This window comes from Halobacteriovorax sp. GB3 (assembly GCF_028649655.1).
GTDB lineage: Bacteria > Bdellovibrionota > Bacteriovoracia > Bacteriovoracales > Bacteriovoracaceae > BSW11-IV.
This window is the reverse complement of record NZ_JAQSLN010000001.1, coordinates 610,298-634,597: the sequence shown is the minus strand read 5'-3', so window position 1 is coordinate 634,597 and position 24,300 is coordinate 610,298. Positions and strand designations below refer to the sequence as shown.

The following is a 24,300-nucleotide window of genomic DNA, read 5'->3' as shown; positions in this document are numbered from 1 at the left end:
CTATGATAGGGCCCATGAATACACTATATCACTATGTCCATTGTCCCTTTTGTGTTCGCGTGCGCATGGCACTCGGATTTCTATCAACTGAATACAAGTCTGTCGTTGTTCCTTACGATGATGAAAAGACCCCTGTTGATCTGACAGGCGTTAAAATGCTTCCGATCATGGGCCTTGAAGATGGGACGAATATGAATGAGAGTTTAGATATCATTAAAAAATTTGATACTAAAAATGAACTCGACTTCAGTCTCTACGATAAGCACAAAGATGAAATTGAAGCGCTTTTAAATGAAATTGCTGGCCCGGTCCATAATCTCTGTATGCCTTATTGGGTTTGGACTCCAGAGTTCAACGAAAAGTCCAGACAGTACTTTGTAGAAAAGAAGAGCAAAAAAAGAGGGCCATTTAATAAGCTCGTTCAAAACAGACAGGCCTTTCTAAAGCAACTCGTACCAGTACTTATGAAGGTAAAAAATAATCTTCACCCTTACTTTGGTGGAGATAAGTTTACAGTAGTCGACATCATGATTGCTTCCCATCTCTGGGGGCTTTATGTATTTCCAGAATTTCAATTTCCACAAGATCTCAATATGTACTTACAGAAAGTAAAACAACTTTGTAACTTCGATTACCACGAAGATTTCTGGCGCGACTAAAAGAGAATTTTCACACCAATGAGAAAGAAAATAAAGGCCACTCCCAAATAGGGAGTTGGCTTCTTCTTGAAAATGATACATTCGAGGATCGCCGAAAAAACAGTTCCAGAAACATTGATTCCCGCAAGGCTCGCAAGATTAATAGTCTTAATCGCTTCGAGATAAAGGGCCAGCGAAACAAATGTCCCTAAAAAAGAGCCAAACACAACCATTGAGCGCGATTTCCATTTCATTTTTTTGAAATTTGAAACAAGCCCATAGGGCTTCAATTTCATCATGACGATGAAAACAAATACAGCACCAAGACAGCGATAAATATTTCCTTCCATCGCATGCAAATCAGGATTTTGATCAAAACTATAGCGCGTGATAACAACACCAGTTGAATCCATCACAAGCCATAAAAGGGCCATGAGAATTCCTTTGATCTGCCAGTGACCATCAGCTCGAAATGCTTCAAGAGAGAGCGTAAAAAGACATCCTACAAAGAAAATAATAGCAATGAGCTTTTTAGGTTCAATGGCCTGACCAATAAAGAAATAACTAAGAACTCCAAGAATCAAGGGCTGAAATCCAAAGAGCATCATCGTTCTTCCTGGACCCATTTCACTATAGGCCTTAAAGAGAAAGATATCCCCTATTCCTAAACCGAGGGCTCCAGAAAGGGCAAAAAGTAAAATGAAAGGGAGGCTAATTTTTTGAAAGCCGATAAACAGCGAGACAAAGAGGACAAAGAACAAGAGTCCAACCATCGCCTTAACTGCATTCATCCATGTAGATGAAACACTTCTAGCGTAGTAAGTAAAAATCTGAGAGCCAAGCGCAAAGCTAAAGGTAGCCAGAAGAGCTGTTACATAAACGTTAATAATCCACCTACCAAGAGAGCTTACTTACCTATGAATATCCACAAAGGTCCAATAAGTAAGAATTGCAGGTCTTTAAAAAAGGAAGGCTTTTTTCCTTCTATTTTGTGACCTATAAATTGTCCAATCCAAGCAATGACAAAGACGGTCAAGGCCGTCTGCCACAAGTAAGGATAATCTCTTAATAAGTAGAGGGAAAGAAAAATGGGGCCTAAGAGAATAAAAAATATACCCATAACTTTAAAGCTTCGAAGAGTTAAATAAAAAGCAAAGCAAATCAAGACAAAGAGGCTCGCAAAATTAGCAAGCTCAGGCATACCAAAATTTGGAATCTTCCAAAGAAGCGCCAGCAAGCTCCACGTAATGGCCGGGACACAAATTTTATGAATGAGACGATTTGTCGTATTTTGGTGGGACTCTCCGTATTCACTTAGCCACTGATCTAGAGTTTTTATGTAAGATCTCCTTCTTCTAAAACGGCATGCTTTAATATTGAGGCTACCTCTTGCACGTTGAAAGGCTTTTGGATGACTCTTACGATTTGATCAAAGTGTTCAAGCTCATCAATGTATTTCAAATAGCCAGTCATCACAACAATGGGAATCGCCAGTTTACTCGATGTCATCTCTTCAATCAGTTGCAATCCATCATAGCCAGGCATAGCGACATCTGTAAGAATGACATCGAAGTTTTGATTGAAAATCTTATCTAGGGCATCTTTACCATCGTTAGCAAAATGAACATTAGCACCTAATTCAGTAAAGTCATGCCTCAGAATGTCCTTAATCTCTTCCTCGTCATCGACGACGAGAATATTAATGTCTTTTAAGATATCTTTTCCCATAATGAGTTCCTTTTTATTTATTATAATCGATATTTTTTATAGTAAACCTTTCAATGTGTTAGGTTTTTATACAGTCTATTTTTTAGACAGTTATTTAGGGAATAACTCATCGTTTTCACGTTATTTCATTGGCATCTCTTTTGCTTTTATTAAGGGCAAAGGAGAAGACCATGAGAAAATTTGCTATCATTTTATTACCGCTACTACTTGTCTCTTGTGGATTGCCTTTAAAACATGCCAAGTCTTCAAACGGGACTCGCCAATTTACAACTTCGGACTCTACTTTTTCAAAGTACGTCACAAAGTTTGAGACCGACGCCAAAGCGAGATACGGCTCGGATTTTAGTGTCGGAGATATACCTATCAATTTTGGAGATACAGGAAATGATGGATACGATGGTGTCTGCATCTCTTACTCTGATGGAACAAAAGAAATTATAATAGAAAAAGATTGGTGGGAAGATCGTGGTGAGACCTCTAGAGAAATGATGATTTATCACGAACTAGGACATTGTCGCCTCGATAGAGATCACGATGATGAGACGATCGAAACTGAAGATCATAAAGTTGTAAAAATGAGTTTAATGAATTCCATTCTTCCTGGACCAAACCACTATATTCTCTATAAAGATGGTTACTTGGAAGAACTCTTTAAAAAGACAAAACAAACACTAGATAAATTAGTTTCAAATTAAAAAGGGCCCATTTTCTGGGCCCTTTCTTTTTTATGCTGCTTCTTTAACTTCGTCTTCAACAACAGTTTCTTTTCCAACCAGTTCTGGTTGTGCAACAGTTTCTTCAACTGTCTCAACAACCTTCTTCGGAGGATGACAAGAAACAAGAGTGTCTTCCATATCGTGGTGGAACTCTAGTCCCTTTGGAAGAGTTACATCATGTAGAGTGAAGTGTGAGTGGAAACCAAGTGAAGAGATGTCGAATTCTAGGAATTCTGGCATATCTTTTGGAAGTCCTTTTACTTCTACTTCTTGCATAACTTGTTGTACTACTCCACCCTCTTTGATACCAACAGCCTCACCTACAAAGTGAATTGGAAGCTTAACGATTGTTTTTTCGTTTGCAGAGATTTTGTGGAAAGAAATATGCTTAATAAAATCACCCATGTGATCCCATTGAACGTTATCTAGTGATACTAGGTGCTTTCCATAACCTTTGACTTCTACTTCAAAAACTTTACCTGAGTGGTGAAGAAATTTTGTTAGATCATTTTTTCTAACCATAAAGCTTGTCGACTCAAACCCTTTACCAAAAAGAACGCCTGGAACCCAACCGTCTCTTCTCATTCTTGTAAGAGGTGCCTTAACTTTATCATCTCTCCATTCAGTTTTTAGTAGTTCGTACACATTGTCCTCCTATGTGTTGTGACAAATATCTCATTTAATCATTTCGGAGGGTGGGAAAAAATGTTTATAATTAAATGTATTTTTATGAAAATAATGAGCAACCAAACTACTCAACTAAAAGGTTAAGTATATGAAAACAACTCAATTTAACTCTCTCTTTATCGAGGCGAAGCACGAGGTGCCAAGCCCTCACCACAAAGTCATGATCGTCATGCACGGGCTTGGAGATTGCAAAGAAAGCTATCTTCCCTTTATTGGGGAAATCAATGTTACAGGACTTGCTTATGTCCTTATTGATGCGCCTAGGCCCTACCCAATTGGTAGCTCTTGGTATGATCTGCCTCCAGCAAATCCAATGATTGGAGTAAAAGAGTCAAGTGACAAGGTCATTAAACTAATTGAAGAACTTAAGGCCAGTGGTTATCAAAATGATGATATTTTTCTTTGTGGCTTCTCACAGGGAGGCTGTATTGCGCTTCATACTTTTTTTAATTACAACCATAAACTCGGTGGTGTCGTGGCCCTTAGTCCGCGCGTCTTCTATAGCGAACTCAATAAGTCTCTTTCTGATCAAGCGAAAAAGACTCCCCTTTTTATGGCCCACGGAGAATTTGATCCCGTCATTCCCTATACGGAAGTAAGCGAAGCCCAGCATCTCATTAGAGAGCAAGGATTAGATGTAAGTTTTTATGCCTATGAAATGGAGCACGAAATAGACCCCATAGAAATGAAAGACCTGAGAGAGTGGCTTAACGAATATCTTTAAGGCCACGAGAGATTAAGCTCCTCCTATTGAAGAGGAGCTTATATTATTTAGTGGTCGTGACCACCAATAGCTTCATCATCAAATGTCTTTACAGCAATAACGAGAGAGATTGGAAGAAGTGCCCAAATCCCAACTAAACAAAAAGCAACAAATGCATCAAAACCCATAACGCTATCCTTTAAAAAATAATTAGAAATCCTGATAAATATAATCAAAAAATCACAAAGTTGAAAGTGATCTTAGATAATTTTATCACAGAGATCTTTTTATAGAAATTATTATGACCTTTCGGCATAATCTCCCTATGAATTCACTTAAATATATACTATTTCTCCTGATGACATCATGCACGGTGATAAGTTCAACCCCCTACAGCGGTCCTAAAAGTGACCACTTTAATGGCAAGACCTTTGAAAACTACCTAAAAGATCCAGGTAAAAAGAGTTTTTGGCGTTTCGTCAAAATGAAGTACTTTGACGATCCATGGCCAAAGTGGCCAACGGAGTTTGATAAGGTAAAACCAGTAGCCCCAGATAAGACTCATCAAGCGAAAGTGACTTTCATTAATCATGCGACACTTTTAATTCAACTTGATCATCAGAATATTCTCACTGACCCAATTTGGTCTAATAGGGCCTCTCCTTTTAGTTTTGCAGGTCCTGCCCGAGTTACAGAACCTGGAGTGAAAAAAGAAGACCTTCCAAAAATTGATGTCATTCTCATTAGTCATAATCACTATGACCATCTCGATCTTGAATCTCTTAAGTACCTCTCTAAAAGAGATAGACCACTCATTCTCATTGGTCTTGGTAACGATGTTCTTCTCAAAGAAAATGGTATTGAAAATGTAAAAACACTCGATTGGTGGGAGTCCATTGAGATTGAAGAAATAAAATACAGTTTTACGCCCTCTCAGCATTGGTCCGCTCGAGGACTACGCGATCGAAATCAAACGCTCTGGGGAAGTTTCTGGATAGAGGGTTCAAAGAAGATCTACTTTGCAGGAGATACAGGCTTTGGGCCGCACTTTCATATGATTAAAAGCCGCCTAGGCTCTCCCGATCTCGCCCTTCTTCCCATTGGAGCCTATGAACCGCGCTGGTTTATGCGCTACGCTCATATGAACCCAAAAGAAGCACTCGATACCCATCATCTTCTTGATGCTAAAACATCAATTGGCATCCACTTTGGAACTTTTCGTCTGACAAAAGAGCCCTACGATGCACCTAAGAAAGATCTCTTAGAGGCCATAAAAAATGATCCATTAAAAGATGATTCAAAATTCTATGTTCCCTACAACGGGGAGCAGTTTCTATTCTAAAAACTGCTGATGCTTTTGCTCTAACTCAACTTCCAATATTTTTTGAAAGCGATTTGAAATCTTATTGGAAGTTATATTAATGCGATCAACATCTTTAGTAACAGCATTTAAGTGTTTAGAGAGATCACCCCACCTTTCCTGATAACGCTTGAATTCTTCTCCAAGTTTATTAATCTCTTCATGCATCACACCCATATACTTATTTCTTTCAATATTAATAAGCACTGATTGAAGTGTCGTTAGTGTTGCCATAAAAGTAGTAGGAGAAGCAATCCAGATACGGCGTGAGTTGGCGTACTCTATGACTTGAGGGTGATAGGCGTGTAGTTCAGCAAAGATCGCCTCTGCCGGTAGAAACATTATCGCCTGATCAGAAGTTTCATTGGTGATGATATATTTATTAGCGATATCATCGATATGTTTTTTTACATTTCTTGCAAATTCTTTTTGAGCAAAAGCTCTTTGCGATTCATCTAGTTCCTTATCAAACATTCTTTTAAAGTTTTCTAAAGGAAATTTTGAATCGACACAGATATTACCTGTTGGCTCAGGCATAAAGAGGATGGAATCGACAATCTTGCCAGTTGAGAGCTTATGCTGAAGAGCATAGACCTTATCGTTCTTATCGCCAAAGACACTAGCAAGAAGGTGATTAAGTTGAACCTCTCCAAAGATTCCACGACTTTTCTTATCTGTTAAAACATCTTGAAGTGAGACAACATTACTTGAGAGAGACTCAATCTTCTTTTGTGCTTCATCAATTCTGGCAAGTCTTTGAATGACATTGGCAAATGTCTCATTGGTCTTTTTAAACCCTTCATCGAGATTTTCTCTCACTCGATTTGAGATTTTATCCAGTCTTTCTTCTAAGACATTGTTGGTATTTACAAATTCCTTATGGAGACTATCTTTCATCTCCATTTTAAAGTTTCCAATCTCTCGATTGATCTTCTCACGATTCTCTTCTTGCCTAAGAACAAGAGTTTCTCGAAGTTCAGCAAAGTTCTGAAAAATGAAATTACTCATCTTTTGAAAGGAGTTCTCTCCACTATTCTTTTTCCAAAGAATGAAAAGAAGGCAGAAAATAAGAAGTGAAAATATACTATTTAGAATAAGAAAAGCGAGCTGCATTTCGTAAAAATCCTTTTTTACTGTCTTGTACCAAAAACCCTACTCAACCATAATAATAGAAAACAAGAAGAAACTTAAGGAAATAATATGAAAGTAGCTTATATTGTCTTTGCATTTGCCATGGGTCTTTTGGTCCCCTTTCAAGCAATCATCAATTCGAGACTATCAACTCTTATTCAAAGCAATATTTCAGCGGCCCTCATCTCCTTCACAGGAGGATTTCTGGTCTTCTTAACACTTAATCTTTTACTACCAATTCCCTTTCCTTCGCCATCAAAACTACTCTCCCTTCCTCCCTACGTTCTCATTGGAGGACTCATTGGAAGTGTCTTTGTTCTCTCTGCGATAATGATTGTTCCTAAACTAGGATCGATGGGATTTGTGGCGCTCATTGTAACAGGACAACTGGTTATGTCTCTAACAATGGACCATTTTGGAATTCTAGGACTCCCAGTGAATTCAATCAATCCAATGAGAGTCCTTGGGGCTCTTTTACTTTTGGGCGGTGCTGGTCTGATTCTCAAATACTAGAGTTTGATCAATGAGATCAAGACCATTGATCCAATTCCCCTGAACGCGCGTTCCCCAGTGTAAGTGAGGAGCACTTGATCTTCCTGTATTTCCAGAGAGTCCAAGAATATTTCCCTTCTCTACAATCGTTCCAACTTTGGCATCAATTTTTGAAAGGTGGCAATAGAGAGTGAAAATCCCTAGCCCGTGATCGACGATCACTGTCTTTCCATTAAAAAAGAGATGCCCCGTAAAGACAACTTTTCCGCGATTAGAAACGGGAATCGGCGTTGGTCTTCTCGCTCTAAAATCGACTCCAGAGTGCCAAGATTCCTTTTTGTTATTAAAGATCCTCTTAGTTCCATAGACAGAAGTAACCTTAGAATTTAGAGGTCTGACAAAAGCTCCTGTAAAGAGTGCGCGATCCATAATCGCCTCACTATAGACCTTTTTCAAAATTTCTTTTTCTTTTAACCAACGTTGAACGTCTTTTTCAGCGAGATCAACGTGCTTCTTTGGAACATTGAGCTTATTGAAAGGGTATTCATAAGGAATGACATTGAAATTCATCACATGAAAACTGAGATAAGTATTCTTATCGAGCTTCTTTTTGATAAAACAAGAGAAACTAGGTCCTACAGCATAATAGTTAGCAGAGACAAAGGCGCGATAATAATCTCCAACTCGATCCATACCGACAACTTTCTCATCACAATAAAGCTCCCCATCGCGAAATGAGTTTTTCACAGGAACATAAACCAGTTTCGTCGAGCCAGGGTGAATATTGTAGTCTTTGATCTCGATATCTTCTTGGGCAAGTCTCACAACTTGGTCGTTCTTCAAATTTCCAATATGAGAACAACTTACAAAGAATGTAGCGAGTAGTGTTAAAGGTATGATCCTTAAATCCATAGATTCTCCTTATTTGTCCCCTATTATGGGAAAAAAAATGCAAAATTTAAAGGATAGTCACAAGAAATTCCTCTCCTGTAGCCAATAAGCGTGAAAAACGTTATATTTTTTTAGTTAATTAAGGAGATTTACAATGAGTAAAGTTGGTACCCCTAAAGGGACAAGAGATTTTTCACCGTCACAAATGGTGAAAAGAAACTATTTATTCAACACGATTAAAAAGAGTTTCACTCAATATGGATTTATGCCACTTGAGACTCCTTCTATGGAAAATCTATCAGTTCTCACAGGAAAGTACGGAGAAGAGGGAGATCGCCTTCTTTTCAAAATTTTAAACTCAGGTGATTACCTTAAAAAGGCCAACGATGAAGATCTAAAGGCCAAAGACTCAAAGAAGCTCATTAAGCAAATTAGCGAAAAAGGTCTTAAGTATGACCTCACAGTTCCCTTTGCTCGCTTTGTCGCTCAAAATCATGGTCAACTGGCCATGCCTTTTAAGAGATTTCAAATTCAACCTGTATGGAGAGCTGATCGCCCGCAAAAAGGACGATATCGTGAGTTCTTTCAATGTGATGCTGACAGTGTTGGAAGTGATTCGCTTCTTTGCGAAGTTGAACTTGTCCAAATTTACGATGATGTCTTTAAAAATCTAAATATTGAAGGCGTTCAAATTGAAATCAACAATAGAAAAATCCTAGCGGGAATTGCCGAAGTTCTTGGAGCCTCGGATAAGCTGGTCGATATGACTGTTGCCATCGATAAGCTCGATAAAATTGGAAAAGAAAAGGTTCTCGAAGAGCTTAAAGAGAGAGGCTTTGAGCAAGATAAACTCGAAAAGATTTCTCCACTCTTTGAACTTACAGGGTCAAATAGCGAAAAGCTAAACTCAATGAAAGAGTTTTTAAAAGATAGTGAAACAGGTCTTCTTGGAATTAGTGAGCTTGAAACCATTTTTAAATATACAGACAAGCTTGGAGTAGAAACTCTCAATTTTGACGTAACACTCGCTAGAGGACTTGATTACTACACGGGAGCAATTTACGAAGTAAAGCTACTCGATGGATCAATGGGAAGCATTGGGGCCGGTGGTCGCTATGACAACCTTACAGGTGTTTTTGGCCTCAAAGGTGTTTCAGGGGTTGGAATTAGTTTTGGTGCTGATCGAATCTTTGATGTTATGGAAGCAAGAGACCTCTTTCCTAAAAACCTAGAAAACTTTCTCGATGTTCTATTTATTAACTTTGGTGATGAATCTCAAGATAAGTCACTAGAGCAACTTTTAAAAATAAGAAAGGCCAATCTTAGAGCTGAAATTTTTCCAGAACCTGTCAAAATGAAAAAACAAATGAAATATGCCAATGCTAAAGGTTCTCGATTTGTCATTATGATTGGAGAAGATGAACTTAAAGAAGATATGCTCGCCTTAAAAAATATGGAAACAGGTGATCAAGAAAAGGTCTCAATTGAAAGGGCCATTGAAATAATCTCAAAATAAAAAAAGCACCCTAATTAGGGTGCTTTTTTTATGCGCTTTTTTTCGTTTCTAATTCTTTTGCATAAACCAAGCGATTTAGATCACTCACCACAGTAGCGATCCCAAGGGCTTCATCTTTAAGGACTCGAACATTATTTGTCGATTCTGAGGCAATATTTGAATTCTCATGGGCAACAATATCAAGCTCTCTTACCGCAGCTGTAATCTGCTGAACACCAGATGACTGCTCGATACTGGCCTGAGCGATTTCAGCAACTTTGTCATTTACAAGAGAGACATTTTGAAGAATTTCATCCAAGGCAATACCGCATTTATTGGCAATCTCAGTTCCCGTTTCAACTTTCTCTCTCCCTTTTGCAATAAGGACATCAACACTTCCCTGAGTTTGTTCAACGATTGACTTTACTTTCACAACACTTTTTTCAAGCATATCAGAAATTTCATTGGCCGCCTGACCACTCATATTAGCAAGATTACCTACTTCCTCTGCGACAACGGCAAAGCCTTTTCCATCTTCTCCAGCTCTTGCAGCTTCAACCGAAGCATTGAAAGAAAGTAGTTTTGTCTGAAAAACAATATCATTAATGACCTTGGTTTTTTCTCCAATCTCATTAATAATTTGGACAATCTCTTCTATCTGCCTATTACTCTCTTGCATCTGATTGGTAATATCGTTATTAGACTCATTGATATCCTCAATAGCACGAATCATATCTGTAATAGTCATTTTCCCATCAATGGCCACTTGATTGGACTTCGTTGAAAGATCTTTTGAATAAGTTGATGATTCTGTATTTCGATCAATCATCGCTGAAATCTCATCAATGGAAGCGGCCGTCTGCTGTAGACTAGAAGCCTGCTCTGTGGAAGCACTCGAAAGTCTTTGACTTTGATGCTCCATACTTGTTGAAGTGCTTCTTAAAGACTCTGCTCTTTTAGATAAATTTTCAACAACCATTTGAATAGGTTTTGTAATCGAGTTTGAAAAGTAGAGAGAAAAGGCAATAATCACGATTCCAAAAAAAGCTCCAATGAAAAAGGCAACTTTATAAATATCATAAAGAGAACTCATGGCCTCAGACTCACTTTGTGTTGTAAACAAGGCCCAATTCATTCCAAAATCTGGAATATATGAAGAGTAGACAACTTCAGCAACACCAGTACTTCCGATTTTTTCAGAATGGGCAAGCTCGGGCTTATTTTTAAAAGCGGCACTAATTGATCCACCTTTTTTAGCTTTTCCAATTTCACCTTTTTTTACAACCCTTGTACTTCTATATGACGTTGTACCATCTTCATTCATCCCAACGATGTATGTTTCACCCGTTTTTCCAAGACCTGTTCTCTCATTAACGATCGCATCAATTGTATCTGGATGAATACCAAGAGCAATCGCACCGATACTCTCCCCTTTTTTCCATTGACCACGATCAGACGAGTTTGGAGCAAAGCGAGTAATAAAATAAGCATTGAAATCGCCACCATCTCTTATTTTCATATAATCGACAAAGAGGATTCCAGAATCAGCACTATAGGAGTTATCGAGAACATTTTTAAGAACCTTTCCAAAACCACCTTTATCCAGAGCATTCATTCCGACAATTGTAGAATCTTTTCCAGAAGCGAGAATCTCTCCTTTATTGGAAATGAGAATCAGATCATCAAGGTCCATTTCATTAGCTGAAGTTTTTAAGAATGGATCGTACTTTTTATGAGCTGATTTATACTCATCTGAAGACTTTCCAAAAGAAGTTCCCTCTTCATAGAGAACGAAAGCATCTTGAAATTTTCTATGGCGACTTAGAAAAAGAGACATTGAATTAAAAGTTTTCATCTTCTCTTTAACTCGTAATTTTTTTGATTTTTGAATCGCACCTAGCTTTTGCACAATTTCAGATTTTACTGAAGGCTCTGCTTTTTTGATCGCCATCACAAGACCTGAGGCAAAAGGAATCAGTGACACTAAAATGAAACTTACAATCATTTTCTTTTTCAAATCCATAAAGAACACCCTTCTTTTAAATGCTTCATTATCTATCCTATCGTACATAAACAAAAGTTTCTTAATACCTTTATAAAGGGGTGTCTTTCTATTACAGGAGGAATTTTTTAGAGGGGATAAATCAAGAAAATGATAAGATTGACCACAATTTAGGTCAAAAAAAAGCCTCCCGATAGGAGGCCTTCTTTATCTCTTAAGAGAAGCTTAATTAAGCAAGAATATCGTATGGACGAATAGTCTTTCTACCGTTAGCTTCACATCTCTTTTGAGCTTGCTCAACTAGCCAGTAAACGTGCTCGTTAAGTGCGCTTAGAGTGTCAGCAGAAACGTTGAACCCTTTACCTTTTAGAGCTTCTTTTGTTTTAGAACCAACTAGTAGCATCTCTTTAGTTGCTTTTTTTGCTGGTTTCTTAGCTGCTTTTTTTGCAGTTGTTTTCTTTGCTGCTTTTTTAGCAGCTGGTTTTTTTGTTGCTTTTTTCTTAGCTTTTGCCATGAAAAACTCCTTTTGGGGTGAATAAGACTTCCTCTATTTTATTTTTCACTTCGTGTAATAGTCAACGAAAAAGAAGTTTTTTTTTAACGTTAGAATTTTGACAGCTAGAGTATGATAGGAGTCATTTTAACGACGTTGTGAAATTTCGATTTTCAGATAAAATAATTCCATATTCAATTTAGAAAGGTAGATACTTATGAAAAAGACTTTTTTCACTCTTCTCTTGATCCCATCGCTCGTGCCCTCTTTGACTCACGCTGAATACGCTCCGATTAAGCAATGTAGTTCTTCAAAAGAGTACATCACAACTTATAATTACTTAAAAAACAAAAAAGAATACTCGCTCAAAAATAACGATCTTCTTCGCGTTTCAGATTCCGTTTCTAAAGGTTGCACGAATGCAGCGAAGCGCTTTATCTCCATTTCAAACTTACTCGTTAAAGCTGGTCTTGAAACAAGTGATGCCATCAATACAGCACTAAAGTTTAGCGATAAGTCAGATCGAAGCAGTGAAACATTCATCACCATCTTCAAAGAGTCTTTCCTAAAAGAATATCTTGATCTTGATATCAAATCTGCCGTTGATACTGCTCTTTCACTCTCTCTTAAAGAGATCGAAGATCCAATTCTCATTAGAAATGACTTTCAAAAAATCGTTCGCTTCTGTCTTTCATCACGTGGATTCGACATGTCAGGAAAACACTGCGCAAAGCTAGCTTCCGATGTATTGCAAAATACAGTGAAGTACAACCAGGCCATGAGTTCATATTTCCTGGATCTCTATGAATTTAGTACTGAGAATCAAAAGTTAAATCTCGCCCACTTTCAAGCACTAGAGTTAGCGAAAGAAATAACGTCATTTGGACCTGAATCAATTAAGAATTTTAAGAATGGTTATCTTTTTGCCATCTCTAAAAAGGGTCTTGATAAGAATAAGAAAGAGGCCATCGAATTTGCTAAATTGATGGCCAAAAGAACCATTGAATTAGAATCTAGCGGAAAATAAGAATCCAGGGGCCCATTGATTATTTCCAAGGTTGAAAACACTTGAAGTAAGAATTGGGCCATATACTTTCTTTTTATAAGATTTTTGATCTCTCCATACCCTCTCTCTTTCAGATTCAAAGAAAAGTGGTCCAAAGGCCGCAACAATTGAAAGAGCATTGACTAGCTCAGAAATATTATCCTTTTCAACATTGCTCATCATATAAGCACCAGCTCCCGCATTTGTAAGAGCAGACATCCACTTCAACCTTTTTGAAAGACGAGCTGCCTTTTTGAGACCTTCTTCAGCAAGTCTTTCGCGAATGAGTTGATCTCTATCGGTTTGTCCTTTCGCTTGTATCATTTCACGGTAGCTATTTTCGTAAAGACCATGCTGATTTGAGAGGTAGTAATTAATTCCCAACCAAGCACCTCCGACAACAACACCGGCCCAAGCAGATTTTTTATCAGGGTCATCATTCTCATCGACATTACCAAATTGAAGAAGCCCTGCTGTTAGAGTAGTCATGGCAGAAATTTGCATAGGTAATTCAGAGAAAAAATTCGCCTTTTTTTCTTTAATCACCATCATTTTAAGGCGCTCACTTGCTCTTGGAGTAACCTCTAATTCTGGGTAGTGAAGTTTGTCTGCACTAAGAGACTGAAAACTCAACAAAGTAAAAAAACCTAAGCAAAGGCCCTTAGAAAAAAAATCCCTCATGGAAAAGTCCTTTTTAAGAATATCGTTTATGGATAGAATACCTATTAATTAAATCACTTTTTCGAATGAACGTAAAAGTGAGAATTATTTACTCCAAGGATTTGGTATGAAGATAATCTTAATTTCGTTTTCCCTCCTTTTTACTCAAGTAACTCTAGCAACCCCTGTCATTGGTAAGGCCACAAAAGTAAGAGGAAAGGTAACTCTTCTCAATGTTGGTGAACGAGATGCAAGAGTTGTTAAAGCAGGAACTCCTATAAGAAAAGATACTTCAATTTTAACCGAGAAAAAAAGTTTCGTTCAAATCACACTCTTTGATAAATCTAAAATCATCTTAGGACCAGATAGTAAAATGATTATTGATAAAGTTCCGAAACAAGATACTGGGATAGTTAACTTGATGAAAGGTAAAGTTCGATCTGAGGTTAAAAAGGCGGCTACAAAAAATAAAGACAAACTTTATATTAGAACACAAACTGCGGCCATAGGGGTTAGAGGGACAGATTTTCAAACAGTCTATAACCCACAAAATAACATCACTTCCCTTCTTACTTTTGAAGGTGAAGTTGCCATGGCCAAGACTGAAAAAACCAAAAACCTTATGGACAACGAAATTCTAAAAAGAGAACTCGCAAAAGAAAATGTAACAAAAGTTAAAAATGGACGCTATGCCTCTGTAACAAAGAACTTAGAAAAGACAACTAAACCAATAAAGATTTCACCTGTACAGTATACGAGGTTGAAACTTAACAAAGAGCTTTTAGAAGACAAGAAAATCAATGAGAAAGTATTTGAGAAAGAACTGAAAAAAACAGTCAAAGAATATGCCGCGATTTCAAAAGAAGAGAAAAAAGAAAATATCGTCGCAAAAAGAGAATACGATGTTAATAACAAAAGCTACCGCCCAACGGCTGGAGGTGTTCTAGATTTGGAGACAGGACTCTATATTCCTCCTACAATTGATGACAAGAAATTTAACAAAGAACTTAATATCTATGAACTCGACACAAAGAAAGGTTCTATTACATCTAGTGGTAGCTATATTCCACCTAAGGGAATCAAGCTCGATGCGATTAAAGGTTTCGTTGGAGATGGAAAGAAAGAAGAAGTCTCAAAGCTAAACAGAGAAATTCAAGGCCAGCTTGTGAAACCAAAGAAACCTACTCTGGATGATTTAAATTCAGATGGTGAAGATAGTTATGATAAGTATTTTATAATCGAATAAAATGATCCTATAAGAGATTCAGTCTCTTTTTAAAAGCCTCATTTTGCATTTCGACAAAGGTGTTACGATAATGGGAACTAACCGGCTCGTAACGCCAAGTTGGATCAGAATACTTTGATTTAATCTTGTCTAGCTCACTGGCAATTTGTAATCCTAAGGGGCTTTTCTTTTTCGCCTTAAGATCACTCGAAATTTGTAGTGTCGTAAAATTTGGAAGAGTACTTTTAATTGAATTCATAAAACCTCATCACGATCAATAACCAAGTCATTATATAGGATACTTGAGTTCTAACCCCCTCTAAATAGATATAGTGGAATATTTTTCGATACTTAATTCCCCTTTTAAAAGTGAGATAATAGATGGACCATTGGCCTAAGTGCCAAGATTTTGTTGGAGATCCTATGACTCGCTTATTTATCCTCATTCTAGTCTTTGTTCAAAATAGCTTTGCCATTGAAGGTGTCTATACCGTTATTGTTCAAAAACAAGAGCAGAAAAAACAAAGTCGATGGTCTCTTGCAGACTGGCTGGCCACAAAAAAGAGAATCGCACTCATGGATCAATGGCTCGCTCTTAACACTGAAAGTAATATCTTTGAAATGATTGTTGATTACCAACACTATGAATTCGATGATGCTTTTTTAAGTGAAACAAAAGTTTCTGATAGAGCCAATTTAAAAATGTTTGTTACTCTCCTTGGACTTGAAGCAGAAAAAGAATGGTCAACTTCGCAGCTTAAAACAAATCACTACAACTTAAGCTTACGACTCCTTGGAAGCTCGCAACAATCGACTCATGTCAATCTTCTGTGGGGCTATAAAGAAATTGAAACGAGAATCTATGGGGATTATCGAACTCAATTCTATGGAGCTGAAGGAGATCTCTATTTACTGAGTTTCTTAGGTGCAAGTGGAAGATTTGAAAAGATTCGCCAAAGAGCAAATACCATCTCGAAAGTCGAGGGTGAGAAATCGCGCTTTGGAGGCTTTCTAGAATTTTACTTCATAAGACTTTACTATCATAAAACAATTGAGAAATATTCTTTTGACTCTGGAACTTCTGTGACGAGAAAAGAAAGAAATGGAGACACCTTTGGCATCTCCCTCTATCTGTAAACTAATCGCGATTCAATTGCTTAAACATGGATTCAATAGATGTTAGTCCGTACACAATTTTCTTCATAAAAGAATTGCTATGGGGAACGAAAATGAAATTAGGATGGGACTTATAAAGATTGTGTAAGCGACGATCTAGTTCAATGGCCTTATCCAAAGTTTCATTTCGAACAGGATTTCCCCCTTCTATTGAAATTCCACCAACAGCGGCCGTTTCAAAAAAGATAATGGCATCATAGCGAGCAAGCTCCTGCTCCAAAGTAGTATTATTCTCTTTAAAGAACTCCTCTTCTCCCCCTGGCCAATAAGCAGCACCATCAATTGTCCCCCTATCGCAAAGAAGCATTCTTCCTGGATAGATACTTGTATGAAGATCCTCGTTGTTTACTTGAACACTGTAAATAGCCTTTTGAGTATGAAGCACCCCCTCAGGGTTGTCTGTTCTTGGAAATCCTCCTGAAAAGAGCATTGTGGCCGTCTCAGGAACGATGACAACTTTATCTCCGAGCTCTCGCCTAAAAAGATCGGCCGCCGTACTTTTTCCACCACCAGGTCCACCCGTTAAACAAATCTTCCCACACTCTGAACCAGTTAACTTATTCATTTAAACCTCATTTTTGACTCATATTTTAGGCGCATGATCGAATATTCAATCACTTAATAGATTTTGCTACAAATATGAATAAATTTCCAAAAAATCTTTACCATTCTTAACTATTAAGTCATTTTAGTGCTCTTTTCACGATTTTCAATAACTTATATTGAAAACTAACAGGAAAGACTCAATTTCACGCCCACTAGTGAGAAAATATCTTCATGATGAAATTGATTATCACCACACTGATTTCGACATTCTTATGCTCAAGTGTTTTTGCTGGCTCATCGCGAGCGCAAGCAAGACTAACCGTTTATTCGAGTGCCCATATCAATGACTCTTCTCTCAAGATGAAGTCTAATCAAAATGTCACTCTTCTCGTTGAAAAGAAAACTCTCAATGTAAATTCAAAGAATGGAGATATCACTATTCCAAAAAATAGTGAACTTGTTGAAATTATCTTCTAATAAATGACATCGACAATAAAATAACCAAAATAGCTACCAGAAGCCTGTCCGTTTGGAATTTTTTGTAACTTAGCCCCAACTCTGAGCTCCTTTTTCCCTTTTCTATTAAGACTTCCAGATATATTTGGTCGAGACTTAAAGCTTCCAACCTTTAAAGTTTGAGAAGGTGTTGAAGCAGAGAATAACTCTACCTCCGATGGAAGAATGACCATAAAAGAGCGATTTGGCTCACCTACAATATCAAAGCGAGCATTATTAGTGTCCGCCTTACTGGGGCGAATTGTTTTTGCGGAATCACCTTGAACGAGTGTTCCGAAGTTTAGGTTCTGAGTTGTAGTAACCGTCAACCCAAAAGTTAAGTTTGAGATACTCAAAAACAAAAGAATGAGAAATAGACTTTTCATCAAAAATGTACTCCTTCAATAAAGAGACTATCACCTTCTTTAGGCATCGAGATCTTTTTTTCAATAAACCTCTTAGGACATTCATCGCATTGAAATTTTACCGTTAAATCTCCAGGAACAACATTGGGAACAAAGAAGTAACCATCATTTTCAATCTTAAATGTAGAAATCTCTATTCCCTCTTTAACAATGGAGCCTTTAACCATCGAAAGATTATTAGAATCACTTCGACTAACCTCCCCTTCAAGATCCCCTCTTACAACAAGAGGAAAATAAACAACGGCCGTCTTTCCAGCACGGGCCCAGACTCTTTTCCCTTGCTCAAGAGATTTCAAATAAATATTTTCAACGTTTTTTAAACTCACACGAAGATCTGTTGGTCTCTTAGGTTGAATGAAGGTAAAAAATGAGCGCCCATATTTGTCAGAAACTCGAGTTTCATTACCGGCCAATTTTCTTACTTCAACTCCCTCAACAGGGGTTTCGCTATTATCCATTTTTCCATTGTTGTTGAGATCGTGAAAAACCAAAGCTTTAATATTTCCATACTCACTTGTTGATCGATCAAAGAACTTCGTTCCAATCTGGTCATCATAGGTAAGACCGTAGGAGAGATTTAGCCCAAGAGAAATATCTTTATCTGAATTAACCTCAAATTCATGACCAAGAGAAAAGTGATCAAAGCGCTTATCTGATCTATAATTCAAGGCCAAGAGTTTTTTATCATATTGATAGATTGAATTAAGTGAGTAATTGGATTTGTCCTCATTTACAAAACGAAGACCTAATTCACTATCAACTAACCCTTGCTCGTCAAAACGATTTTTAAGACGAATATAATTTCGATTCCAACTGTAGCGAACAAAGTATTCATTTAAAAACTTCTCTTGCTCGATATTAAATGTTCCAGAAAGATAGAATTGCCCTACAGAATACGAAAGACGATGTAACTGAGAAAGACCATCACTACTTTGATTCACCTTCATTTCTTTTTTCATGTCACTATAAAGCTGAAGATTTCGTATAAAGCGCAAAGGAATTAACGTTGTTAATCGATAAGAGTAATCCAATGGATTCTTCTCACCAAGAAGTGATGTCTTGAGATTTGAATTATTGATATACGTTATATTTGTATTGATACCAAAGAGATTAAATTTTGAGCTCAATTCCATCGCCCTCTTTTCCTTTTGAAATAGAGTACGATAATCAATAACCATTCCACTAAAAAATGTCCCTATACCAATGCCTTGATAATACTCATTCGAATGAACACCAAATGCCTCAAGTTTAAACCGATCCAGGATATTAGTCGTCGCTTCAAATGAATAGTAATCATTGTGATCCTTATCCTTTCCCATACTCGTTGAATAGATCACTTTTCCCCTCTTTGAGAATTCTTGACCAATTGAGAGAGTATCTTCTTTGTAGCGAACTTCTCCCTTTGGCCCATAAAAAACAAAGCGAAAACGGTTAACGCCATAATAGAGATCAACATTTGAAAAAAGATAACGCTGCTCACTTTGACTTCCAATTTGGCGTCCAAGAAACACATCGTTGTGATAAAGCTCAACTTCCCAACCGCTATCTAGTGGTCCAGAAAAGTCTTTCTTTGTAAAATGAGTTGATTCCTCAAGGGATTGATTTGAGAGATAGAGACCTGTTATCTTTTGTCCTCCACCAAAGAGAGAAAGACTCGGACTATTAAAGTGGTGAATCTTGACTTCGCTTAACCCTAGATTTCCAATGGCCTTAGCATTGTGATCGTTCTTTTCAAAGCTTAACCACCAAGAATCTCTTTTATTATTGGTTCCTCTATAATTACCAAGAGTCTCAAATGTAAGGATTTCTCCCGAGATAGAACTTTGATGAGTGAGATCTGAGGTCTTTTTATTGGCACTACTTCTTTTAAAAGAATACTTTAGGTCTTGACCGAAATTAAGTCCATCAATGAGATCTCTTTTCACTGGTTGCTCATTGAAATGCTGCTCTGTCTTTTTTGATGAGACTTTCTTATCTTCTCTCATATTTCTTGCAACAGGAGGCAATGTTCTAAAAGTCTTCAATATAATGGAGGAAGAGAGCGAATCAATCTTGAATTTAATTGGTAATAATTTTTCGAGCATAGCACTGTCAACGAGAACCTCGTCAATCAGCTCAACATAAGACTCACAAGGAAAGCTTTTGATTTCGTTTTTAAACGTTAAGTGGCACTCTTGAAAATCTATTCGATAGTGGTCTCTCTCATCAATGATAAACCCCTCCGCGTATTTCTTTTCCTTAGAGAATTTAATTTCAATTCCTGTGATATCAAAGAAGTCGATTAAAGGCACATACCAACGATTATTCATATGATATGAGATGAGAGCATCAGAGAGAACAAATCCCTTCTCTGTTTTTACCAGCATGATTCGTTCATTATCGTACCATTGATCGTTGGCAAAGGAGACTTTTCCAAAAACAATAGTAAGAATAAGGAAGAAAACACCTATTTTTTCCATACAAATTGATCGACAGCAAGGGCCTGTCTTGAGTATTCATTTTTGTAAAAACGAATCTCATACTTTCCTTCGGGATCCTTTGGTTTAGTAAACTGAAAAGAAAAAAGTCTTTCATCCACATAGGAACTTACACCATTAACAAGGCTTACAAGCTCTTCTTTTTCGTTGTTAACTTTGAAAACTTTAAAGGTTCCAAATGGAAAAACTGGACCCTCTTTTTTCATGACGACACTATAGAGTTGGCCTTCTTTAGAATCACTCATATGAAATTTTTCCAAACTAATCTTAGATTTTGATCGCCCTTTGGAATAAATGACAGGAACATTGATTGCGACTCGCGCATCAACTTTCATCATAACAAAATTGTCTCTTCCAGAGGCATTATCAACTTCTTTTTTAATAGGTTCAAATCTTATGTGTGCCCTATAGTCCCCACTTTCAAGTTTTGCCGTCTTTCTTACCATAAAGCGAACGACCTGCTCTTGCCCAGGAGCGAGGACGACTCGTCGAGGAGAAAATCTTAAATTATTTATAATTGATCTTTCTTCTTCTTTAGGTGAATCAACTCTTACCATTCTTCCCATATAATCTTGGCGATAAAACACAGCACTAACTTTATAAGTTGTCTTTTCACTTCCCTTATTTCTAAGAGTGACTGTTGCAGCTTTTGCACGCGTTGATAATTCAATTTTAGTTGGAAACACCTGTAAGTTGGCAAAACTTGAAACTGATAAAAGAAAACCTATAGTGAGAGCAATTAATTTCATGATCTTCCTTAACTTCAAAAGAGACCCCTCCTATTTGAAGAGGGGTCAATGAAAGCTTAGTGATTAGTAAACAACGTCAACTGTGAAGTTTGTTGAGTAGTTTCCTACAACTTGAGTTCCACTTAGGGCCGCTCTTGTTGCACCAACTTTAAGCGTCTGTGCACCTGAACCATCAAGTAGTCCGTTAGCACCAACAGCTGGAGTTGAAGCAAATGAGTCTACGGCAATTTGCTCATCCGCACTTGAACCAGCTCCCGTTGTCATAACAACGGTACCATCAGCAGGAAGAGTAATCGTATAGGCCGTATTTGGTTGTCCTGTTACAGAAAATTCTGCTGCAGAAGCATCTCCAGGAGCAACTAGATTTGAAGCATCACCTTGAACTGCTGATCCAAAGTCAAGGTCAGCAACTTGAGTGATATTAATAGCAGCTGTAACAACTGCGAGGGCCTGAGCTGTGGCAGATGCAGCCTTAGCTGAATCGATTGTTAAAACACCAACAGTGGCCATAGAAAGAAAACATGTCGTAGCGGCAATTTTTTTAAAGTTCATAACTTCTCCTTTTGAATTCGTTACCCTATTTCATTTTGTGGTTAACTATTCGGTTAAGAAAATTAACTCTTGAGAAATTACGAATAGATAAGCATCAAAAAAGAGATTTTGCTTGATTTTCGGGAACTTAGAATTTTGTCAGATTTTTCAAATATTTGCAATAACAAATATTTAATTCAAGACATGTGGACTAAAGTAGCATTTAAATATTGTATTGTTCTGATTTTGAGGAATCGAGAGATGCCCTTGATGGTTTTGAAGAATTTGCTGAACTAAATCGAGACCCAGGCCACTACCAGAGAGAAAGTCTTTCTTCTCAACTCTTCTTTGCAGGATTTTCTCAATTTCTTCCTCTCTAAGACCACGGCCAGAGTCTTGAACTGTAAAAACAAAGTGACTCTCCGTTTGCTCGAAAGATAATTTAATCCATTTATGATCGAGGTTTTCAATTGCTTTTGTTGCATTACCAAGAAGATTATGAAGAACTTGAATAACTTGTACGACCTGGCAATGAACCCTTATCGACTCGAGTTGACCAATATCAGGAAAGTTAAATTCGATACCCTTACTTAAAAGAACATCGCCAAAAGTTTGAACAACAGTTTCAACGATGCGTGAAACTTCAACTTCTTCAAAAGGAGTATCAAAACTTTTGTGTCCATAACTTAAGGCCCATTTTGAAATATTATCAATTAACTCTAGAGATGTTTGCATCTTGATAAGAACATCTTCAGAAGGGCTTTGATTAACAAGTGAGGCATCAGCAACTTGGTTTGTTAAAATTTTTAAATTGGAAAGCGCACTATTGATTTCGTGCACGAGAATGCTACTTTTACGCCCAAGGGCCTGTAGACCAGTGTTGATCGTCATAAGTCTCGAGCAAGGAAGCGAGTTTTCAAGATCGACCATGGTTCCAAAAAGTCCTAGGATCTCGCCTTGTTCATTGTAAAAGCAATTTTTAAAAACGCGAAATTTACGAATCACCCCATCAAAACAATAGACATCGGTATCGTAAACTTGCTTTCCACCACTTTCAAAAAGTCGTTGGTCTTGAAAGTAATATTTCTTTAAAAGATTGTTTGGGGTATTTCCAACGTCATCAAAAAGGGAGCGCCCGATGATCTGTTCTTTTGGTAAATTCAATACTTCACTTGCATAGAGTTCATTGCAATCGAGATAACGTGAATCAACTCCCCTGAAAAAACAAGGAAGAGGCACAGTTTCTAGAATTGTTTGGGTTATTGAATTTGTTAACATGATCACCAATTTTTAATGCTAAGTATTAAATAGCGAAATGAAATTGGCTTTAAAATAAGAAACAAATGTTTTGTTAGACATTTTTTAAGTTTTTCGCAAAATGAATAGAAATTCAGTTATTTTGAAGACTTTAGTCTTTGAATAAAGGATTTTAGCTGCTTTAGGCGCGATGACAGTACCTGACATTCTTCACGAGCAAGCTCTATCTCCTGCGAATCTAGAAAGCCCTCAATCAAAAGAGCTGAGTCTTCAAGGGAATTTACAGGCTCTACAATCTCGCATGAAACAAGACCTAATGACTCAATCAAATTATCTTTATCAGATTGCAATTGATTGGATTCAATTTTTAAAAATTTAATCACCTTTTTATAGTCATCACCTTTTTTAATAAAATTATAAAGAAAAAAGACAAGATAATTAAAAACAACAATGGATAAAAAGGCGTGAAAGGCCATGAAGAAATAATCCCACCTTTGTTCATCAACAAATGCTGGATTGATACCCGCAATAAAAATATACTGTTGATCTGATAAATCGATCTTCTTAGTTAATACTTTTCTAAAGAGCTGTGATTTTTCTTTAACAACTTTTTTCAAACTCTCTTCATCGAAATTTTTAAGCTTTCCATTACTTTTAATAAATTCAGCCTGAGAAGAAAAAAAGAATTTATCACCATTAATGGCCTCACCTTTGGCATTGATAATAGAAAAATCGACTTTCTCATCTATTTGAGCGTCTTTTAAAACTTTATCCATATTAATATTAATAATAATCGAGCCGACTCGAACGTCCTCGCTACTGTAGATATTTGTCCCTGCTCTCATCATAGTCGTCAAGGGGTATTGAACTCTCCCTTGCTCGATATTAAAATCAATCATTGAAAAATAAGATGAATAGCGATTGAGTTCAATCATTTCTTTATAGTAGTAGCGATTCGATTTATCTTGAAGGTTTCTCTTATCGACAAAGAGTATCGTACCTCCGTAAGAGTTTAGACGATAGACTTCTAGGCCATTTACATCTAAAAGGCGAAATTGATTAATATTTGTGAAATTAAAGAGAGTTGTTTTTACTCGATGATCGAGAAATTTCTTAAGTTCCTCGTTTTCATTTTTTGAATTTAGAAAATTTAAAACGGCCTTATCACTTTTAAAGGAAAGAACAATGGCATTGAGAAGGCGAACTTCACTCATGATACTTTTTTCAATACTCGCTATATAACTCTTAATTCGTAATTCTTGATTCTCTTCAACGTTATAGAAATAGAATCCACTCATAACCATGAGTATACATATAGCAATACCGAGACTAAAGAAATGGTGATACCACCGTAGTTTCACAGAGAGACTCCATTGTA

27 protein-coding genes are annotated in these 24,300 nt (G+C 37.1%); 10 read left to right on the top strand and 17 right to left on the bottom strand.

What is annotated here, in order from left to right:
- Positions 1-14: 14 nt before the first annotated feature.
- Positions 15-659 (top strand): glutaredoxin 2, encoded by a 645-nt coding sequence (gene grxB, locus HBN50_RS03150; protein ID WP_273867863.1) that lies wholly within the window; start codon positions 15-17, stop codon positions 657-659.
- Here the strand turns inward: grxB and HBN50_RS03145 are convergent.
- The 3 genes from HBN50_RS03145 to HBN50_RS03135 are packed head-to-tail and all read right to left on the bottom strand — an operon-like array spanning position 656 to position 2,366.
- Positions 656-1,525, bottom strand: coding sequence for an EamA family transporter (locus HBN50_RS03145; protein WP_273868345.1), 870 nt, complete (start codon positions 1,523-1,525; stop codon positions 656-658). The genes grxB and HBN50_RS03145 overlap by 4 nt on opposite strands.
- Before the next feature lie 20 nt (positions 1,526-1,545).
- The gene (locus HBN50_RS03140) at positions 1,546-1,977 is read right to left on the bottom strand and encodes an Mpo1 family 2-hydroxy fatty acid dioxygenase (protein ID WP_273868344.1); all 432 of its coding nucleotides are present in this window, start codon (positions 1,975-1,977) and stop codon (positions 1,546-1,548) included.
- On the bottom strand, positions 1,974-2,366 hold the full coding sequence (locus HBN50_RS03135) for a response regulator (RefSeq protein ID WP_273867860.1): 393 nt from the start codon (positions 2,364-2,366) through the stop codon (positions 1,974-1,976). Before HBN50_RS03135 ends, HBN50_RS03140 begins: the two co-directional genes overlap by 4 nt.
- 170 nt (positions 2,367-2,536) lie before the next feature.
- On the opposite strand from HBN50_RS03135, the gene HBN50_RS03130 reads away from it, so the two are divergent.
- Positions 2,537-3,061 carry a hypothetical protein gene (locus HBN50_RS03130; protein ID WP_273867856.1) on the top strand — a complete coding sequence of 175 codons (525 nt, stop codon included), beginning with the start codon at positions 2,537-2,539 and terminating at the stop codon, positions 3,059-3,061.
- A 30-nt stretch (positions 3,062-3,091) separates the two neighbouring features.
- Here the strand turns inward: HBN50_RS03130 and HBN50_RS03125 are convergent, their stop codons facing one another.
- Positions 3,092-3,727 carry a 50S ribosomal protein L25 gene (locus HBN50_RS03125; protein WP_273867853.1) on the bottom strand — a complete coding sequence of 212 codons (636 nt, stop codon included), beginning with the start codon at positions 3,725-3,727 and terminating at the stop codon, positions 3,092-3,094.
- Positions 3,728-3,857: 130 nt separating this feature from the next.
- On the opposite strand from HBN50_RS03125, the gene HBN50_RS03120 reads away from it, so the two are divergent.
- Both HBN50_RS03120 and HBN50_RS03115 read left to right on the top strand, forming a co-directional pair.
- Positions 3,858-4,493, top strand: coding sequence for an alpha/beta hydrolase (locus tag HBN50_RS03120; RefSeq protein ID WP_273867852.1), 636 nt, complete (start codon positions 3,858-3,860; stop codon positions 4,491-4,493).
- Positions 4,494-4,797: 304 nt separating this feature from the next.
- The gene (locus tag HBN50_RS03115) at positions 4,798-5,814 is read left to right on the top strand and encodes an MBL fold metallo-hydrolase (RefSeq protein ID WP_273867850.1); all 1,017 of its coding nucleotides are present in this window, start codon (positions 4,798-4,800) and stop codon (positions 5,812-5,814) included.
- Here the strand turns inward: HBN50_RS03115 and HBN50_RS03110 are convergent.
- On the bottom strand, positions 5,806-6,945 hold the full coding sequence (locus HBN50_RS03110) for a DNA recombination protein RmuC (protein ID WP_273867849.1): 1,140 nt from the start codon (positions 6,943-6,945) through the stop codon (positions 5,806-5,808). The genes HBN50_RS03115 and HBN50_RS03110 overlap by 9 nt on opposite strands.
- A gap of 87 nt (positions 6,946-7,032) precedes the next feature.
- On the opposite strand from HBN50_RS03110, the gene HBN50_RS03105 reads away from it, so the two are divergent.
- Complete coding sequence (locus tag HBN50_RS03105; RefSeq protein ID WP_273867847.1) at positions 7,033-7,476, top strand: DMT family transporter; 444 nt, start codon at positions 7,033-7,035, stop codon at positions 7,474-7,476.
- Here HBN50_RS03105 and HBN50_RS03100 read toward each other — a convergent pair.
- Positions 7,438-8,367, bottom strand: coding sequence for a M23 family metallopeptidase (locus HBN50_RS03100; RefSeq protein ID WP_273867846.1), 930 nt, complete (start codon positions 8,365-8,367; stop codon positions 7,438-7,440). The two genes, HBN50_RS03105 and HBN50_RS03100, sit on opposite strands and share 39 nt — an antisense overlap.
- Before the next feature lie 133 nt (positions 8,368-8,500).
- Between HBN50_RS03100 and hisS the strand changes: the two genes are divergently transcribed.
- Positions 8,501-9,862, top strand: a complete 1,362-nt coding sequence (hisS, locus tag HBN50_RS03095) for a histidine--tRNA ligase (protein ID WP_273867845.1) — start codon at positions 8,501-8,503, stop codon at positions 9,860-9,862.
- A 28-nt stretch (positions 9,863-9,890) separates the two neighbouring features.
- Here hisS and HBN50_RS03090 read toward each other — a convergent pair whose 3' ends face one another.
- Positions 9,891-11,864: a methyl-accepting chemotaxis protein gene (locus HBN50_RS03090; protein WP_273867843.1), complete on the bottom strand. Its 1,974-nt coding sequence runs from the start codon at positions 11,862-11,864 to the stop codon at positions 9,891-9,893.
- Between the two features lie 208 nt (positions 11,865-12,072).
- Positions 12,073-12,357, bottom strand: a complete 285-nt coding sequence (locus tag HBN50_RS03085; RefSeq protein WP_273867842.1) for a hypothetical protein — start codon at positions 12,355-12,357, stop codon at positions 12,073-12,075.
- A gap of 196 nt (positions 12,358-12,553) precedes the next feature.
- On the opposite strand from HBN50_RS03085, the gene HBN50_RS03080 reads away from it, so the two are divergent.
- On the top strand, positions 12,554-13,363 hold the full coding sequence (locus tag HBN50_RS03080) for a hypothetical protein (RefSeq protein ID WP_273867840.1): 810 nt from the start codon (positions 12,554-12,556) through the stop codon (positions 13,361-13,363).
- On the opposite strand, the gene HBN50_RS03075 is transcribed toward HBN50_RS03080, so the two are convergent.
- Positions 13,343-14,062, bottom strand: coding sequence for a hypothetical protein (locus HBN50_RS03075; protein WP_273867838.1), 720 nt, complete (start codon positions 14,060-14,062; stop codon positions 13,343-13,345). The two genes, HBN50_RS03080 and HBN50_RS03075, sit on opposite strands and share 21 nt — an antisense overlap.
- A gap of 106 nt (positions 14,063-14,168) precedes the next feature.
- Between HBN50_RS03075 and HBN50_RS03070 the strand changes: the two genes are divergently transcribed.
- On the top strand, positions 14,169-15,287 hold the full coding sequence (locus tag HBN50_RS03070; RefSeq protein WP_273867837.1) for a FecR family protein: 1,119 nt from the start codon (positions 14,169-14,171) through the stop codon (positions 15,285-15,287).
- Positions 15,288-15,294: 7 nt separating this feature from the next.
- Here the strand turns inward: HBN50_RS03070 and HBN50_RS03065 are convergent, their stop codons facing one another.
- On the bottom strand, positions 15,295-15,525 hold the full coding sequence (locus tag HBN50_RS03065) for a hypothetical protein (protein ID WP_273867836.1): 231 nt from the start codon (positions 15,523-15,525) through the stop codon (positions 15,295-15,297).
- A 164-nt stretch (positions 15,526-15,689) separates the two neighbouring features.
- On the opposite strand from HBN50_RS03065, the gene HBN50_RS03060 reads away from it, so the two are divergent.
- A complete protein-coding gene (locus HBN50_RS03060; RefSeq protein ID WP_273867835.1) occupies positions 15,690-16,403 on the top strand; it encodes a hypothetical protein in 714 nt (237 codons plus the stop codon).
- 1 nt (position 16,404) lies between these two features.
- Here HBN50_RS03060 and HBN50_RS03055 read toward each other — a convergent pair whose 3' ends face one another.
- On the bottom strand, positions 16,405-17,007 hold the full coding sequence (locus HBN50_RS03055) for an ATP/GTP-binding protein (protein ID WP_273867834.1): 603 nt from the start codon (positions 17,005-17,007) through the stop codon (positions 16,405-16,407).
- A 212-nt stretch (positions 17,008-17,219) separates the two neighbouring features.
- Between HBN50_RS03055 and HBN50_RS03050 the strand changes: the two genes are divergently transcribed.
- A complete protein-coding gene (locus tag HBN50_RS03050; protein ID WP_273867833.1) occupies positions 17,220-17,465 on the top strand; it encodes a hypothetical protein in 246 nt (81 codons plus the stop codon).
- On the opposite strand, the gene HBN50_RS03045 is transcribed toward HBN50_RS03050, so the two are convergent.
- The 6 genes from HBN50_RS03045 to HBN50_RS03020 all read right to left on the bottom strand — a co-directional run bounded on the left by HBN50_RS03045 (position 17,462) and on the right by HBN50_RS03020 (position 24,283).
- On the bottom strand, positions 17,462-17,869 hold the full coding sequence (locus HBN50_RS03045) for a DUF4402 domain-containing protein (RefSeq protein WP_273868343.1): 408 nt from the start codon (positions 17,867-17,869) through the stop codon (positions 17,462-17,464). The genes HBN50_RS03050 and HBN50_RS03045 overlap by 4 nt on opposite strands.
- Positions 17,869-20,367 carry a hypothetical protein gene (locus tag HBN50_RS03040; RefSeq protein WP_273867832.1) on the bottom strand — a complete coding sequence of 833 codons (2,499 nt, stop codon included), beginning with the start codon at positions 20,365-20,367 and terminating at the stop codon, positions 17,869-17,871. The genes HBN50_RS03045 and HBN50_RS03040 overlap by 1 nt, the downstream gene beginning before the upstream one ends.
- Positions 20,355-21,134, bottom strand: a complete 780-nt coding sequence (locus tag HBN50_RS03035; protein WP_273867831.1) for a hypothetical protein — start codon at positions 21,132-21,134, stop codon at positions 20,355-20,357. The genes HBN50_RS03040 and HBN50_RS03035 overlap by 13 nt, the downstream gene beginning before the upstream one ends.
- Positions 21,135-21,197: 63 nt before the next feature.
- Positions 21,198-21,686 (bottom strand): DUF4402 domain-containing protein, encoded by a 489-nt coding sequence (locus HBN50_RS03030; RefSeq protein ID WP_273867830.1) that lies wholly within the window; start codon positions 21,684-21,686, stop codon positions 21,198-21,200.
- A 171-nt stretch (positions 21,687-21,857) separates the two neighbouring features.
- Complete coding sequence (locus HBN50_RS03025; RefSeq protein WP_273867828.1) at positions 21,858-22,943, bottom strand: sensor histidine kinase; 1,086 nt, start codon at positions 22,941-22,943, stop codon at positions 21,858-21,860.
- Positions 22,944-23,059: 116 nt separating this feature from the next.
- The gene (locus HBN50_RS03020; protein ID WP_273867827.1) at positions 23,060-24,283 is read right to left on the bottom strand and encodes a hypothetical protein; all 1,224 of its coding nucleotides are present in this window, start codon (positions 24,281-24,283) and stop codon (positions 23,060-23,062) included.
- Positions 24,284-24,300: the final 17 nt, after the last annotated feature.